General features: G+C 67.3%; 14 protein-coding genes. 4 read left to right on the plus strand and 10 right to left on the minus strand.

The genetic code is table 11. From position 1 onward, the window contains the following. Positions 1 to 62 precede the first annotated feature (62 nt). Positions 63 to 731, plus strand: a complete 669-nt coding sequence (locus ACT17R_RS09890; RefSeq protein ID WP_444809349.1) for a dienelactone hydrolase family protein — start codon at positions 63 to 65, stop codon at positions 729 to 731. A gap of 27 nt (positions 732 to 758) precedes the next feature. Here ACT17R_RS09890 and ACT17R_RS09895 read toward each other — a convergent pair whose 3' ends face one another. Continuing rightward, complete coding sequence (locus tag ACT17R_RS09895) at positions 759 to 2,318, minus strand: S1C family serine protease (RefSeq protein ID WP_444809350.1); 1,560 nt, start codon at positions 2,316 to 2,318, stop codon at positions 759 to 761. Positions 2,319 to 2,354: 36 nt separating this feature from the next. Next, positions 2,355 to 3,176 carry a DUF2306 domain-containing protein gene (locus tag ACT17R_RS09900; protein WP_444809351.1) on the minus strand — a complete coding sequence of 274 codons (822 nt, stop codon included), beginning with the start codon at positions 3,174 to 3,176 and terminating at the stop codon, positions 2,355 to 2,357. 159 nt (positions 3,177 to 3,335) lie between these two features. Between ACT17R_RS09900 and ACT17R_RS09905 the strand changes: the two genes are divergently transcribed. Genes ACT17R_RS09905 through ACT17R_RS09915 form a run of 3 tightly spaced genes read left to right on the plus strand, consistent with a single transcriptional unit; the run spans position 3,336 to position 5,619 of the window. Beyond that, positions 3,336 to 3,833, plus strand: coding sequence for a DUF1203 domain-containing protein (locus tag ACT17R_RS09905; RefSeq protein WP_082819838.1), 498 nt, complete (start codon positions 3,336 to 3,338; stop codon positions 3,831 to 3,833). Further along, positions 3,830 to 4,864, plus strand: a complete 1,035-nt coding sequence (locus ACT17R_RS09910; protein WP_082819837.1) for a bifunctional transcriptional activator/DNA repair enzyme AdaA — start codon at positions 3,830 to 3,832, stop codon at positions 4,862 to 4,864. Before ACT17R_RS09905 ends, ACT17R_RS09910 begins: the two co-directional genes overlap by 4 nt. Then, complete coding sequence (locus ACT17R_RS09915) at positions 4,861 to 5,619, plus strand: isocitrate lyase/PEP mutase family protein (protein ID WP_062901135.1); 759 nt, start codon at positions 4,861 to 4,863, stop codon at positions 5,617 to 5,619. Before ACT17R_RS09910 ends, ACT17R_RS09915 begins: the two co-directional genes overlap by 4 nt. Here ACT17R_RS09915 and ACT17R_RS09920 read toward each other — a convergent pair. The 8 genes from ACT17R_RS09920 to ACT17R_RS09955 form a co-directional block, all read right to left on the minus strand. After that, positions 5,613 to 7,193, minus strand: a complete 1,581-nt coding sequence (locus ACT17R_RS09920) for an alpha/beta hydrolase (RefSeq protein ID WP_444809352.1) — start codon at positions 7,191 to 7,193, stop codon at positions 5,613 to 5,615. The two genes, ACT17R_RS09915 and ACT17R_RS09920, sit on opposite strands and share 7 nt — an antisense overlap. A 46-nt stretch (positions 7,194 to 7,239) precedes the next feature. Then, positions 7,240 to 9,408, minus strand: a complete 2,169-nt coding sequence (locus tag ACT17R_RS09925; protein ID WP_062901133.1) for a primosomal protein N' — start codon at positions 9,406 to 9,408, stop codon at positions 7,240 to 7,242. A 98-nt stretch (positions 9,409 to 9,506) separates the two neighbouring features. Further along, positions 9,507 to 9,986, minus strand: coding sequence for an SRPBCC family protein (locus ACT17R_RS09930; protein ID WP_062764366.1), 480 nt, complete (start codon positions 9,984 to 9,986; stop codon positions 9,507 to 9,509). After that, on the minus strand, positions 9,983 to 10,357 hold the full coding sequence (locus tag ACT17R_RS09935) for an ArsR/SmtB family transcription factor (RefSeq protein ID WP_062901132.1): 375 nt from the start codon (positions 10,355 to 10,357) through the stop codon (positions 9,983 to 9,985). The genes ACT17R_RS09930 and ACT17R_RS09935 overlap by 4 nt, the downstream gene beginning before the upstream one ends. A gap of 106 nt (positions 10,358 to 10,463) precedes the next feature. Continuing rightward, complete coding sequence (locus tag ACT17R_RS09940; protein ID WP_062901131.1) at positions 10,464 to 11,543, minus strand: PepSY-associated TM helix domain-containing protein; 1,080 nt, start codon at positions 11,541 to 11,543, stop codon at positions 10,464 to 10,466. Further along, positions 11,543 to 13,678, minus strand: coding sequence for a TonB-dependent receptor (locus tag ACT17R_RS09945; RefSeq protein WP_186401247.1), 2,136 nt, complete (start codon positions 13,676 to 13,678; stop codon positions 11,543 to 11,545). The genes ACT17R_RS09940 and ACT17R_RS09945 overlap by 1 nt, the downstream gene beginning before the upstream one ends. Before the next feature lie 165 nt (positions 13,679 to 13,843). Continuing rightward, positions 13,844 to 14,485, minus strand: a complete 642-nt coding sequence (locus ACT17R_RS09950; protein WP_062901129.1) for an energy transducer TonB — start codon at positions 14,483 to 14,485, stop codon at positions 13,844 to 13,846. Further along, positions 14,482 to 15,135, minus strand: a complete 654-nt coding sequence (locus ACT17R_RS09955; protein WP_409574522.1) for a glutathione S-transferase family protein — start codon at positions 15,133 to 15,135, stop codon at positions 14,482 to 14,484. The genes ACT17R_RS09950 and ACT17R_RS09955 overlap by 4 nt, the downstream gene beginning before the upstream one ends. Between the last annotated feature and the right edge of the window lie 69 nt (positions 15,136 to 15,204).

Below are 15,204 nucleotides of genomic sequence, written 5' to 3' on the forward strand. Positions count from 1 at the left end.
AAAGTCGGATCGCGCCACGACTGGCGCGGCAAGCACGGAAGAGGGCAAGGCCGATGGGCGAAATGATCCGTATGACAATGGACGACGGCGCGGAAATCGCGGTCTATCACGCCCAGCCAGTCGGCGAACGCCGCGGCGGGCTCGTCCTGATCCAGGAAATCTTCGGGGTCACCGATCATATTCGCGAGCTGTGCGACGAATATGCGGCCGACGGCTATGAGGTGCTGTCGCCCGCGCTGTTCGACCGCGAGCATCCGGGATTCGAAAGCGACTATTCGGGGCGGCAGTTCGAGCGCGCGGTGCAGCTGGCGCGCGAACTCCATCCGTTCGAACAGAGTCTGAAGGACGCGCAGACCTGTATCGATGCCCTGAAGGCGAAGGGGCCGGTCTTCATCACCGGCTATTGCTACGGCGGGTCGGTCGCGTGGCGAATGGCGCAGATCAGCCCCGATCTGGCCGCCGCTTCCTCCTATTACGGTAGCCTCGTCCCGACAATGTTCAAGGATGAGGCGCCGGGGTGCGCCGCCATCGCCCATTTCGGCCGCTTCGACGGCGGCATTCCGATGGACGGCGTCGAGACGTTGATCGCGCGCGATCATCCGACCGCGCGAATCTTCGTCTATGAGGCGGGCCACGGCTTCAACAGCGACCGCCGCAAGGATTATCACGAACCGAGCGCCGACCTCGCGAGGGACCGCACACTCATGCTGTTCAAGGCGTGCGGGGGATAGCAGACGCTGCCACGACCCCGCGCAGCATCAGGGCGCTGGCTTTGCTCCCGCCCCTGCCGCCGCCTTCTGGCACTGGTAGACGAGCCGCTCGTTCGGGCTGGCGGGCAGTACGGCGCGAATTGCATCCTGCTGCGTCGCGAGCCCGGCAAGCGCGTCGGGGTCGGTGGTGCAGGCCTTGAGCGTGATCCCCGCCCGCGCCTCGCGCGCCAGCTTCATGGTGTCGGCATCGAGCAGATAGCGGTCGACGCGATAATCCTTCGCCGCCGGATCGATCGACGCGACGGTCACGGTCGCCTCCTCATTGGGCACCAGGATACGCTGCCAACGGCCATCGGCGCCCATCGCATATTGGGTGCGGTCGTTGACGCAGCCGTTCGCGGCGATCGCGACCGGCACGTCGGTGGTCGACGACACGGTAATGCGGCTGCGGTCAGGGCGGATCGTGCAGAGATAATTGCCTTCGGCAAGCTTGGCCCCTTCGGGCTTCGCCGTATCGGCCGTATCGCCTTCGACCGCGTCGAGCGCCGCATGCGCATCGGGCCGCGTCGCAAAGAGCAGCGCCGCGAACAGCATCAGCGCGGCCCCGGCGCTCCCCGCGATCTTGGCGCGGCGCATATTCTTCTGATTGTAGAAGATCAGCGCCGCCCCGGCGCCGAGCGCGCCGATCACGAACAGCACCCCGGCGAGCGCCATGCGGTTCTCACGCGCGGTCATCGCCGCTTCCTCGGCGCGCGCGGCCTTGAGGTCATGGTCGAGCTTCGCCGCTTCGTCGCGCGCGGCATTGGCCTGCGCCAGCGCGCGGGCATCGGCTTCCAGCGCGGCGCGGTCGCGGGCGTCGGCCTCGGCCATCGTCAGGCACGGCGTTCCGACGCTCGCGAAACTCTGTCCGGCGTCGCCAAGGAAGCGCGTCACCTCGCGGCCCGCGATCGCGAAGGCGAAGGGCGAATCGCCGTCGTCGGCGCGGGTGATGAAGGTGTTGATGCCGACGATGCGCCCGCAACTGTCGACGAGCGGTCCGCCCGAATTGCCGCGCGCGATCTTCGCCGTGTGGACATAGGTGGCGATGCCCTCGATCGCTTGGGTGTTCGACAGATTGCCCTCGCTTCGCACCGGGCTGCGCGGGGTGATATAATCGGTCGCGCTCTGCGCGGTCGCAAGGTCGACATTGCCCGGATAGCCGAGCGCGACGACCTCTGCCCCCGCCTCGAACGGCCCCGAATAGATGACCGCGGCGGGCACGTGCCCCTCGGTCATTTCGATGAGCGCCAGGTCGCGCTTGGTATCGATCGCGATCAGCTTGCCGGCATAGCTTTTCTTCCCTTCGGAGGGGACGACGCCGAGCGCGACATTGTTCGGATATTTGGCCGCCGATTCGACGACATGGGCGTTGGTGAGGATGCGGGTCGGCGAAATGGCGATGCCGCTGCCATGCCCGAAGCCGACGACTTCGCCATCGACCATCGCTACGGTGACGACGCGGACGACGCTGCGCGAAACCGCGCTGATATCGTCGGCAGCGCGGGCCGGAACCGCGAAGGCGACGAGGGCAAGCAGGGGGGCGAGGAAGAATGCGAGAAGACGGGTCATGGCCGCGAACCTAGTCGCTGCGCGCGCGAAGGCAAGTTAGAGGTAGGGGCGCCACATGATCAGCCATGCCCCGGCGCTGCCGACCAGAATGGCGATCGCGCTCGTCGCCAGCACTACGGTCACGGCGGATCGCACCGCGGGCCTGCCCCGCGCGCCGGTGCGCAAATAGAGTTCGGTCACGCCGAGCGGCAGCAGCGAGTTGGCGAAAGCCAGGAAGATGTCGAACGGGCCGTCCATCGCCGTGCCGATCCCCGCGCCGCCGGCCGCGATGCCCCAGGTCATATAGCCGACGCGCATGAACCAGACTGCGCTCGCCACCGCGAACAGGCGTAGCGTCCAGCGCCGGTGCGCCGCAAACCGGCGCGCCCGGGCATCCCGCCATGCAAGCGCGCCGAAGAGAAGAATGAGCAGCGCATCGAGGCTGATTCCCACCGCGCCCGCCCAGTGCAGCCAAGTGCCGCGCACCCAGGTCAGCCAGAGCCCGCCGAGCGCGAGCACCAGCGCGCTGAGCAGATAGAGCCGGCCGTTCCAGCGGTGGATGGCGGGCCAGCGTCCCCGGATCGCGGGCACCAACTGCACCAGCCCGCCGAAGGTGATGGCCGCCGCCATCAGCACATGTGCCGCAAAGAAGAGATTGCCGCCCACATCGCCGGGCACGAAGCCCTTGATCAGCGGCTTGGCATTCCAAGCGGCGAAGTCACCCGACAAGGAGGGCGAGTAGTAGAAAAGCAGGATGAAGGCGGTGAAGAGCAACTGGCCCGCCGCGATCGACAGGAAGCAGAGGGTAGCGGAAAGCCGGAGCCAGTCGCGCGGCGCCGCCCGCTTTCCGCCGGTCTGCGATACGTCGATGGTCGTCATTCGATAGTCTCCGATGTCATCCGTCGATGCCGGGCATCGAAACTGTTGGTTTGGTGGAAAAAATCAGAGGCGAGCGCATCGTCCGGCTTTGAGCGCAAGCATCGGGACGCATCGCCGCGCCTGGCATGACAAATCGGCGAGCAGACAAAGGAGCCGCATATGACTGATCGAATGCGCTATCGAATTCAGGGGCTGGACCCCGCGCCCTTCGCCCCGCTTTTCGCGCTCGACGATGAGGCGCTGAGCGCGCGGAACGCCCGCCGCGTCATTGCCACCGCCGACCGCGGCTTTCCCTGCCGGGTCAGCCTGGAGGACGCAAGGGCGGGCGAGGAACTAGTACTGCTGCATCACCTCAGCCACGACGTCGCCACGCCCTATCGCAGCGCCTATGCCATTTATGTCCGGCGCGGCGCGGCGCGCACGATGTGGCGCGACCGGACGCCGCCCGTGTTCGAGGGGCGCCCGCTCGCGATGCGTGCCTTTGGTGCCGACGGCATGCTGCGAACCGCGCGGGTCGCAGGGCCGGGCGAAGCCGATGCCGCAATCCGCGACCTGTTCGCGGACGCCGGCATCGCCTATATCGACGCCCATAATGCCGCGTACGGATGCTTTGCCGCGCGGATCGAGCGGGATGCGAGCGAGGGAGCCGAGCCATGAGCGCCGACAGCATGACCGATGCCGATCGCTGGGCGGCGGTGCAGCGCCGCGACCGTGCGCTCGACGGACGCTTCGTCACCGGTGTGCTGACGACGGGCATCTATTGCAGGCCGAGCTGCGCGGCGCGGCATCCGGCGCGCGCGAATGTCCGCTTCTTCGCCGACGGAGCCGCAGCACGCGCCGCCGGACTGCGCCCGTGCAAGCGTTGCCTGCCAGACGATGTCGCGCGCGACGAAGGCGCCGTGATCGCCGCCATCGCCGCGATCAAGGACAGCGAGGAGCCGCTCGCGCTCGCCGATCTTGCGGCGCGTACCGGCTATTCGGCGACCCATTTTCAGCGCGTCTTCACCCGTCACACCGGCCTTTCGCCAGCTGCCTATGCAAGGGCGCTGCGCGAGGAGCGCGCCCGGGCGGCGTTGAGCGAGGCGGGGCGCGTGACCGACGCCATCTATGACGCGGGCTTTTCGGGGCCGTCGCGCTTTTACGACACGATGGAGGGACGCATGGGAATGACCGCTTCGGCATGGGTGAATGGCGGCAAGGGCGCGACGATTCACTGGGCGGTGGTATCGACGAGCCTTGGCGACATGCTCGTCGCGGCGACCGCAAAGGGCGTGTGCCGCCTCAGCTTTGCGGAAGGGCGCGATGCGCTTGAGGCGCGCTTCCCGGCCGCCGAACTGGTCGAGGGCGGCGCCGATTTCACCGCGCTGCTGCAGCAGGTGGTCGATGCGGTAGAGGCGCCGGCGGCCGGTTTTGACCATATTCCGCTCGATGTGAAGGGCACCGCCTTTCAGGAAGCGGTCTGGCGCGAACTGCGCAAGATACCGGCGGGCGAGACGCGCAGCTACGCCGACATCGCGGCCGCGGTCGGCAAGCCCAAGGCGGTGCGCGCCGCGGGCAGCGCCAATGGTGCGAACAACGTCGCGGTCCTCATCCCGTGCCACCGCGTCGTGCGCAGCGACGGCTCGCTCGGCGGCTATGCCTATGGCCTGCCGATCAAGCGCGAACTTCTGAAAAGGGAAATTAAATGACCGACAAAATCGCGACCTTCCGTGCGCTTCACATTCCCGGTGACCCGCTGATTCTGGTCAATATCTGGGATGCCGGCAGCGCGAAGGCGGTCGCCGCCGCGGGGGTCAAGGCGATCGCGACCGGAAGCTATGGCGTCGCCGGCGCGCAGGGCCGCGCCGATGGCGAGGATTTTCCGCTCGCCGATGTGTTCGAGAATCTCGCGCGCATCCTGTCGGTCACCGACTTGCCGGTCACGATCGACATGGAATCGGGCTATGGCGCCGATCCCGCCAGCGTTGGCGCCTCGGTCGCGCGGGCAAGGGCGGCGGGAGCGGCGGGGATCAATATGGAGGACCGGATGCCCGGCCGGAACGATCTGTTGCCGATCGCGGAGGCGCAGGCGCGCTACCGTGCCGCGGCCGATACCGGAATTTTCGTCAACGCCCGCTGCGATGTCTTTCGCGGCGCCGATGCGGCGAAGGAGGGCGACCGGCTCGTCGCCGCCGTGCTCGAGCGCGCCCGCGCCTATGCCGATGCCGGCGCAGGCTCGCTGTTCGTCCCCTTCCTCGGCGATGCGCGCTGCATTGGCGCGATTTGCGCGGCGTCGCCGCTACCGGTCAATATCCTGCGCGCCAAGGCGGGGCCGACCCATGCCGAACTGGCGGCGCTCGGCGTCGCGCGGATCAGTCATGGGCATCAGCCGTGGGCGGCGGCGATGGCGTGGCTGACCGGTCAGGCGCAGCAGGTGCTGGGCGGCGGCGAACCCGATTATTGAGTGGCCGTTGCGGGCCGCGCCACGGCGTACATTTCCTTTGCCATCGTCTTGGTGAGCGCCCAGCGATCGTCGCCTTCCTTGTAGAGATCGAAGTGGGTGCGGCCGGGAACGAAGCGGAAGCTCGCCTTTGCGCCGAGGCCGTCGAGGACGGCCTTCAGCCGCTCGGCTGACTGGTTGAGATAAAAAGTGTCCGCGGTGCCGACGGTAAGATGGATCTTGCCGTCGAGATCGGGTTTGAGCCGTGCCCAGTCACGCGCGATGATATGCGCTATGTCATAATGATCGCGCCAATAGGTGACGACGGCGGGATAGATCTTGCCGGTCACGCGATTGAACATCGGGCAGGGACGTCCATCGGGGCATTTGGGCGAAAAGACCCAGTCGAAGCTTGCAAGCTGGCCGCCATAGGGACCGAGTACCGCCTCGAGTTGGGCGAACTGGCGAAAGGTCGCGACGACCTTGCCGTCCTCGCGAACGAGCGGCCGGTCGTTTCCGTCGCTGCCTGCATAGGCGTTGGCGGCAGGCGCATAGAGGTCGATATTCGTGAAATCGTGAAAATCGCTCGGGTCGGGCGCGGTCGGCCAGCTTCCGCCGAACAGCTTCGGATAGGCGACCTGCAACCACAACGTCGACCAGCCGCCCGAACTGTGCCCGGTCAGGAAGCGGCCCGACGGACGGGCGTCCATGCGATATTTCATTTCCAGCGCGGGGATCGCCTCGGTCGTCAGTGCCGTTCCCCACGGGCCGTTGTTGGCCGAATCGGCAAATTCGTGCGTTCCGGTCGCGATATGATGGTCGAGGAAGACCCAGATCATCGGAGGAAGGTCGCCCTTCGCCATCATCGCCGCTGTGCGCGCAGCGCTTGCGTGCGCGCTGTCGCTCGTGCTGCCGAAGCCGCCGTCCGAATAGACGGTGGGGTAGGTGTCGCCGCCCTTGGCATAGCCCGGCGGCAAGGCGACCCATCCCTCGATCGCTGTGTCGCGACCCCAGAAGCGCGACAGGGCGGCGCTGTGGACGGACAGCGGCTCGACCGACGTCAGCCCGGGTTCGATACCCGCCCGCGCCTCGGGCGATAGCGCGGCAAGCCAGGCTGCAAAATCCTGGCCCGCGATCTCGCGATCGAGGGACAAGGTCGGCACCGGCCCTGGCAGACGGGCTTCGACGACGGGCGAAACCAGATCGCCGGCGCCGCGCCCGCCATAATTATAATCATGGTTGCGGTCGAACACCGCCTGGATGCGATAGGTGCCCGGCGCCAGTGTCGACCAGGCGGCCGGAAAGGCATCGACGTCGGTGCCGACGATTGCGGTCCGGCCCGGCTTGAGGCTGCTCACTTCGATCGCCGCGATCGCGGTGCCGGTCGGCTCGAACGGCGACGTGTCGACCGCGTCCTGGGGCTTTGCGCCGGGTTCGACCTTTTGAGCGAAGACGATCAGGCGCCCGCTGCCCTCATCGCCGAGATCCTTTGGCGTGACGACCGGAACCGCGATTGGCTCGGCAAGAAGCGGCGTGGCGCTGACGGCAACGAGGCCGGTGGCGAGGGCGAGCGCAAGGCGCAGGGTCAAGCGGGACATGACAAAGGTCTAGCCCCAATGTCGGCCCTGTAAATGCCGATTCGCCTTAAACGAAACTATAGGGATCGACGTCGATCGCGAGGCGCACCTTTGCCGGCCAATCTATCCGACCGATCCAGTCGCGGATCGCGCCCTGCAGGTCGAAACTGCGCGGCGCGTGGAGGAGGAGGCGGAAGCGGTGGCGGCCGCGCAGCATCGCAAGCGGCGCGGGCGCGGGGCCATAGATAGCGAGACCATCGGCGACAGGCGCCTTTTCGCCCAGCCGCTGCGCGACGCCGCGCGCGACTTCGATATCCTCGGACGAAATGACGAGCGCGGCGAAGCGGCCATAGGGCGGCGCCCCGGCGAACTTTCTCGCCGCCGTTTCGGCGGCATAAAAGCCTTCGCGGTCGTTGGCGACCAGCGCCGCCATCACCGGCGCGTCGGGCACGCGTGTCTGGATCAGCACCTCGCCGGGCTTCACCCCGCGCCCCGCGCGTCCCGCAACCTGTGCGATCTGCTGGAAGGTCCGCTCCGCGGCGCGCAGATCGCCGCCGTCGAGGCCGAGGTCGGCGTCGACCACCCCGACGAGCGTAAGATTGGGGAAATGATAGCCCTTGGTCACGAGCTGGGTGCCGATGATGATGTCGACGAGTCCGCCCTCGACCGCCTCGACAAACTCGGCCGCCTTCGCGGGCGACCATAAGGTGTCGCTGGTGACAATCGCGGTGCGCGCCTCGGGAAAACGTAAGCTCACCTCGTCGGCGACGCGCTCGACGCCGGGGCCGCAGGCGACGAGGCTGTCCTCGTCCTCGCATTCGGGGCATAGGCGCGGCGGCGGCATCACATGGCCGCAATGGTGGCAGGCGAGGCGATGGACTAGCCGGTGCTCGACCATCCACGCGGTGCAGTTAGGGCATTGGATGCGGTGGCCGCAGGTACGGCACAGCGTCAGCGGCGCGAAGCCGCGGCGGTTGAGGAAAAGCAGGCTCTGCTCGCCCTTTTGCAACCGGTCGGCGAGTGCCTCAACGAGCGGCGGGGCGAGCCAGCGGCCGCGATCTGGCGGATCCTGCCGCATGTCGATTGCTGCCAGGTCGGGTAGTGTCGCGCCGCCATATCGGGCGGGCAGCACGATATGGCGGTAACGCCCTGCCTCGACCTGCGCGAGGCTTTCGAGCGCCGGAGTCGCGCTCGCAAGGATCACCGGCAGCCCCTCGAAATGGCCGCGCATCACCGCGACGTCGCGCGCGTGATAATGGACGCCATCCTCCTGCTTGAAGCTGGTTTCATGCGCCTCGTCGACGACGATCACGCCCAGATCGGCATAGGGCAGGAACAGCGCCGAGCGCGCGCCGACGACGATCTTCGCCTCGCCGCTTGCGATCGCGTGCCAGGCGCGCCGCCGCTCGACCGACCGCAGCCCGCTGTGCCATGCCACCGGCTCGCAGCCGAAGCGCGCCGCGAAGCGCGTCAGCATCGGTTCGGTAAGCGCGATTTCTGGGAGCAGGACCAGCGCCTGCCTGCCCGCTTCGATGGCGGCGGCAATCGCCTCCATATACACTTCGGTCTTGCCCGATCCCGTGACGCCGTCGAGCAGCAGCGTCTCGAACCCGCGGGCGGCGACGGCGTCGCGCAATTGCCCGGCGGCGGCCGCTTGCTCGTCCGAGAGGTCGGGCGGCGCGAAGCCGGGGTTGGGCTCCGGGTAGGGCTGATCGGCCGACACGCTCACGGCCTCGAGCGCGCCCGTCTGGACGAGGCCGCGGATCACCGCCTCGCTGACTTCGCCCAGCGCCGCGAGTTCGCGCACAATGCCTTGGCGCGCGCCGATCTTTTCGAGCGCCACGGTGCGCTGCGGCGTCATCCGTGCCGGCAGCTCTCCCGTGGCGCGATATTCGACGATGGGGCGCCGCGCGTCGGCAAAGGCGGCGCCGGGCAGAACCATGCGCAGCACCGATCCCGGGGGTGCGAGATAATAGTCGCTCGTCCATTCGACGAGGCGGCGCAGCGGGGCGCGGATCGGCGGCACCGGCACGACCTCGAACAGATTGCGCAGGCGGTTGTCGCCGACGGGTTCGGGGGCGCCGAAGCTTTCATCCTCCCACACCACGCCGCCCAGCCGCCGCGGGCCGAGCGGCGCGACGACGACGCTGCCGAGCGGCGCGTCGCTGCCGTGCGGGACGCGATAGTCGAGCGGGCCGAGGGCGGCGGTCAGAAGGAGGACGCGGGCGCGGGTCATGGAAGCGATGACGATATAGGAGCGCGGCGAAAATAGGAAAGCGCGCTATGCCTCGCCGAGCCGATACCCGATGTCCGCTGCCGACGTGCGCCGGCGGATCACATCGCCTTGATATAGTCGACCATCTGGCCGACCACGGTTCCCCAGCCGTCGTGGAAGCCCATTTCCTCATGCTTCTGGCGCGCGGCGCTGTCGCCGTGGACCGCGACGGCGCGATAGAGGGTGCTGTCGCCCTGCGGGGTCAGGAACAGGCCGGCGGTGAAGAAGGGCGCCGGCGCCGGCCGGAAGCCGGGGAGCAGCGTGTCGGTGAAGATCAGCCGTTCGCCCGGCACGACTTCCAGATAACAGCCGCTGTTGGGAAACTCCTCACCCTCGGGCGAGCGCATCGTCGTGCTGAAGACGCCGCCGGGGCGCAGGTCCATCTCGCAAGCGGTGACCGTCCAGGGCTTGGGCACGAACCAGTGCACCAGATGCTCGGGCGTGGTCCAGACCTTCCATACAAGGTCGGCGGGCACGTCGATCACGCGTTCGAGGACAAGGTCGAGGTCGGGGTCGACCGGGCTGAGCGGAAAGGTCATTCGAAGGTCTCCTTCTTGTTCTTGAGCGAGAGCAGATAGGCATCCATGCGGTCGAGCCGGCCTTCCCACAGGCGGCGCTGGGTCGCGAGCCAGTCCTCGGCCAGCCGCAGCCGGTCGGGGGCAAGGCTGTAGGTGCGGACCCGGCCAAGCTTGCGCGAATGGACGAGGCCGCAGCCTTCGAGCACCTTGAGGTGCGCGAGAAAGGAGGGGAGCGCCATGGGGTGGTGCGCCGCAAGTTCACTGACCGAGGCCGGTCGTTCGCCCAGCCGTTCGAGGACCTGCCGCCGTGTCGGGTCGGCGAGGGCGCGGAAGATGCCGTCGATCATCGCCGGTTCGGGCGCAATCGGGGCGTCGGGCCGGATGGTCGACATGGCGCATTCCTTTCGCCCGCCCTCCTAGCTCGGTCCAATACTTAGGTCAATGACTAACTATTGAGACAGGCACCGCGCGGTGCGATTTCGCTGGCGGATCGGGAGATCAGGCGGTGACGGTGCGGCGCGGACGGGAGCGGACGGGCTTCGGTCGCCGGAACCAGAAGGTCCACACTGCAAAGCTGCCGAGCATCGCCATCGTCAGCCCCGACAGGGTCATGACGATGCGATAGCCGAGTCCGCCGACCTTGGCGGCGTGCAGCGGATAGGCCTTGTTGAACGCCTGTGCGGCGGGCGCCATGGCGAGCGCGTCGCGCGCGCCGAGCAACTCGCCCGTCTGCGCATCGAACCAAAGCGTCGACCGGCCGTTGGGAAGCCATTCGGCCTGCTGGCGCATCCGCAGCATGATCGGGTCGCCCGCCTTGCGCGGCAGGCTGAGGATGCGGAACTCGCCGTCCGGAAAGCGGCGGCGCGCCTCGGCGAGCATCGCCGCATAGTCGGGCTTCGCAGCCAGCGGGCCGCCCTTATATTGGGGCGGCGCCATCGACTTCTCTGCCGCGGCAATCGAACCGAAGGGCGCGACGACAGCCATCGCGAAGGGGCGAAAGATCATCATCGTCCCGGTGACGACCGAAAGCAGCAACAGCGGTGCCATCACGATCCCCAGGTCGCGGTGATGCGTGACGATCGCCGGCCGGCTCATCCGCTTGGGCCACAGGCGCAGGCGGAAGGTCCGGCGCGTCCGCCACCACAGGATGACGCCCGACACAATGAAGAACAGCCCGCACAGGCCGGCGATGCCGATCACCCACTCGCCGCTGTCACCGGCGAAGAGATGATGATGAAAATCGAAGATCCACAGCTCGGGCCGCTCCCACTGGCTCGCCCAGCGGGTGACGATCTGTCCGGTCTGGTCGGCATAGGCGCCGGCGCCTTCGTCGAAGCGGGTCTGGTGGAGACCGAAGCCGTCGCGGGCATAGATGATGCCCTGCGCGCCCGGCTGCGCCATGATCGCCTCGGTCGCCCGCGTCACGCTGCCAAGGTCGCTGCGCAGCGGATCGCCGCTATGCGGCAGCCCGATCCACGCATCCTTGTGCACGAGGATCGCGCCGGTGAGGCCGAGCAGGCCAAGCACCAGTCCGATCAGCCCGCCGGTCCAGCGGTGCAGCGTGTCGAGCAACTGCATCAGAAGCGATAATCCCAGCCCAGCGTGAAGGTGCGTCCGCGCCCGGCGAAGTTGAAGAAATTGTCGGTCGGGCGCTGGGTGTCGCTCGCATAGGCGATATATTGCCGGTCGAACAGATTCTGCACCGCCAGGCTGATGCCGCCGATCCGCGTCTGGTAGCGCAGGAAGGCGTCGGTCAGATTATAGCCCTCGAAATCGTTGCGCGGGTCGCGCGTCGGGCCAGTGAAACTGCGCGCCAGATAGAATTGCGTCTGGACGCGCGCCGACAGCGGCCCCTTGCCGTAGCTGGCGGCGAGGTTCAGCCGGTCGGGCGAGATATTCGCACCGTCAAGGTCGGTTTCGACCACATCGTCGCCGTCGGCATCATATTTGCCGTCGAGATGGGCATAGCCGGCCGAGACGGTCAGACCGTCGATCGGCAATTTGACCGCCAGATTGATTTCCAGTCCCTCGATCGCGACGCGCTGGCGCAGCACGTCGAAAATGCCGTCGGGCCGGGCGACGAGCAATTGCCCCTCCTTGCTCGACGACCAGAAATAGGTCGCGCTCGCATCGAGCGGGCCGCGCTTCACCTCGACACCGATCTCGCGGTTGTTCGAAACGATCGGACGGATGTTGAGGAAATTGTCGATCTCGACCCCCGGCGTGCTCACCGCGCGGGTGATGCGGCCGACGTCGGGGGCGGTATAGCCCTCGGCATAGCTCGCATAGGCGCGGATGCCGGGGATCGGCTCGACGATAACCCCGCCGTTCAGCAGCACGTCGTCGAAACTCGGGCTGCCACCCTTGACGAAGGTGCGGCCGGCGCTCGCGAGCGTGGTATAATCGTCGATGCTGATCTTCACATTCTCGTAGCGCGCGCCGCCGGCGACGCGGACGAGCCCGTCGAACAATTTGAGATTGGCCTGTCCGAACGGCGCGAAGCTGCGGAAATCGGTCGGCGGCACCCAGACGCGGTCGGTGGCGATCAGCCGCTGCTCGGTCGAATCCCACAGCGCGTCGAAACCGGCGATCAGCGTCAGTGCCTCGAAACCGGGCACCGCACGCTCATAGCTCAGCTTGGCGCCATATTTGCGGCTGCGGTTCTGCGATTGATCGAACAGCGTTCCGACCGGCGCGATCTGGACGTCCTGGAAGGTCGCGATCGGATTGGGTTCGCCGCCGAAGGTGTCGCGGGTACGGTTCCAGAAAATCTGGCCGACGAAATTCCCGCCGCCAAGGTTGCTGTCGGTCAACGACAGCGCCAGGCTTTCGGTGCGGCTCGCGGCGGGATCGCCGGGCGGGGTGCCGCGCGCTGCGCTGGTCGGCAGGCCGGTCGCACGATTGCCTGCCACCGCGACATAATCGCCGTCGCCCTTCAACTCGTAACGGCTGGCGATCAGGTCGAGCCGCATCGTGTCCGTGACCTCGTAGCCAAAGCGTCCGAACAGCGAGAGCGTCTTGGAATCCTGCGTTTCGCCCTGCGTCAGATTGATCCCGACCGGGCGGCCCTCGCCGTCACGAAAGATCCCGCGCACCTCATAGGCGGCGCCGACCGACGCGTCGAAGCGACCGGCCCGATACTGGATCAGCCCCGCCGCCTTGCCGCCCATGCCGGCTTCGGAAAATTCGTCGTCGGCGGTGCCCTGCAGCAGCAGCCGGCCGCTGACGCCTTCGGTCTTCGGCGCGCCGACCGTCACCTGATTGACGATGCCGCCGGTGCCGCCGATCCCCTGCAGCGCGTTCGAACCATAAATGACCTCGACGCGGTCGATGAAGAAGCCGTCGATGGTGAAGCCGTCGCGGCTGCCGTCGCGCAGCGGGGTCGATTGGGGAATGCCGTTGATGGCATAGAGCGGCGAGCGCCCGCGCAGCGTCTCGCCCGCGCCCGACAATTTCTGCCGCGTCGGCGAAAAGCTGGGGGTCAGCGTTGCGACCGCGTCGGTGACCGATCCCGAAATCAGCACCTGCTGATCGAGCGCGTCCTTGCCGATGACATCGACCGTCAGCGGCAGGGCGTTGGGCGGTAGGATCGTGCGCGCCGCGGTGACGACGATATGTTCCTCGGCGTTCGTGTCAGGCGCCGCGGACTGCGCGAGCGCGGGGGAGGAAAGTGCGGTGCAGGCAAGCGCCGCAGTGACAATTTTGCGAATCATTCTCAACTCCTGTTGAGGAGGCCGCTAGTGCGACTGATTCGCAAATGCAAGGGATTTCAAGGCGAAGTTTGGCCGAACGCAATTCCTTTGCCGCTTCGCTTTCCTGGATAGCGCATGGGATGACGAGAGCGGCACACGCTGCGTCTCGCTGGCCGCCCCCCCCCGCTATTCGATGGCCCAACTCAGCCGCGAGCGGAACTGCGCGGGGCGCGGCTTTCCCTGCGCGTCGAGGGCGGGCAGGAACAGCCCGCTTCGCATCAGGACCTCGCAGGTCTTGCGATCAAGGATGTCGCTGCCGGCCGATTTTGTGATGTGGCAAGCGGTCGGGCGGCCCGAAGGTGCAACATCCAGTATGAACTCGCTGGCACCTTGCGCCCGTGTACCGGGATAATCGGCAGGCAGGACCCAGCGCTCGGGGCTTATTGGCGTCAGGCCATCGTCGTCGGTGGCGTCGGGCTCGGCGCCTGCCTTGTCGGGCTTGGTCCAGGCGATGCGTAGGCGCGGCAATGCTTGCCGTTTACCGTTGCGATCGACCCCCGCCGCTGCCCAGCCGAGCTTTTTGAGCGCGAGCGCGCAGGACGCATCGGCGATCGCCGGCCCGCCTCGCACGCTGCCAGCCTTGCACGTCGGCGCGTTGCTCGCTTCGTCATGGCGCAGCGTTACGATCGCTTCGCCCGCCGCTTCGTCCGCGAGGCCGACAAGCAACCGGTCGGCGTCGGTGGCACGCGCCACCGGCATCGACGGTTGCGCGGCCGCCGGGGATGCGAGCGCCAGCGCGCCCGCGATCGCCGCGCCGGTCCGGATCAACCCGCCAGCACCTTCGCCATCATCCGCTCTTCCTTGGCGATCCAGGGCGCCATGCTCGGGCGCGACAGGATCGCCTCGCTCCACGCGGCGATTTTGGGATAGGTTGCGGCATCGATCGTTACGCCGCAGTGACGGACGTTGACCAGCGGTGACACCGCCGCCAGATCGGCGAGGGTCAGCCGGTCGCCGACCAGATAACCTGACGCCGGGATCGCGCTTTCCAGATAGGCGAGCAATTTTGGCAGTTCGTCGGCTTCGGCTTCGGCGGCGGCGGCGAGGTCGCCTTCGCGGCCCAGGAATTTGGGGGCGACGATGCGATTGAAGAACATCTTGCCGCCGCAGGCCGCGAACACGGTGTCGCCGAACTCGTCCCACCACACGGTGCGGCCGCGCGCTTCGGGGTCGGCGGGGATCAGCGCCGGTTCGGGATATTTCGCTTCGAGATAGTGGATGATCGCGCTCGAATCGGCGAGCAGGAAGCCGTCGTCGTCGATCGCCGGCATCTTGCCGAGCGGCGAAGCGGCACGAAAGCCGGGATCAGGATCGCCGATGCCGACGCCCTTGAGCTCGAAATCGAGGCCCTTTTCGCCCAGAAACCCCAGCAATTTTCGTACGAACGGCGATACGATCGACCCATAGACTATCATCATGACATCCTCCTGATTCCAGCCCGAGCATAGGCGGTCGGTTGCTCACTGCAACCTGTTCGATGATTGCAG

It is taken from the genome of Sphingopyxis sp. Q841 (assembly GCF_052384365.1).
GTDB classification, from domain to species: Bacteria; Pseudomonadota; Alphaproteobacteria; order Sphingomonadales; family Sphingomonadaceae; genus Sphingopyxis; species Sphingopyxis terrae_A.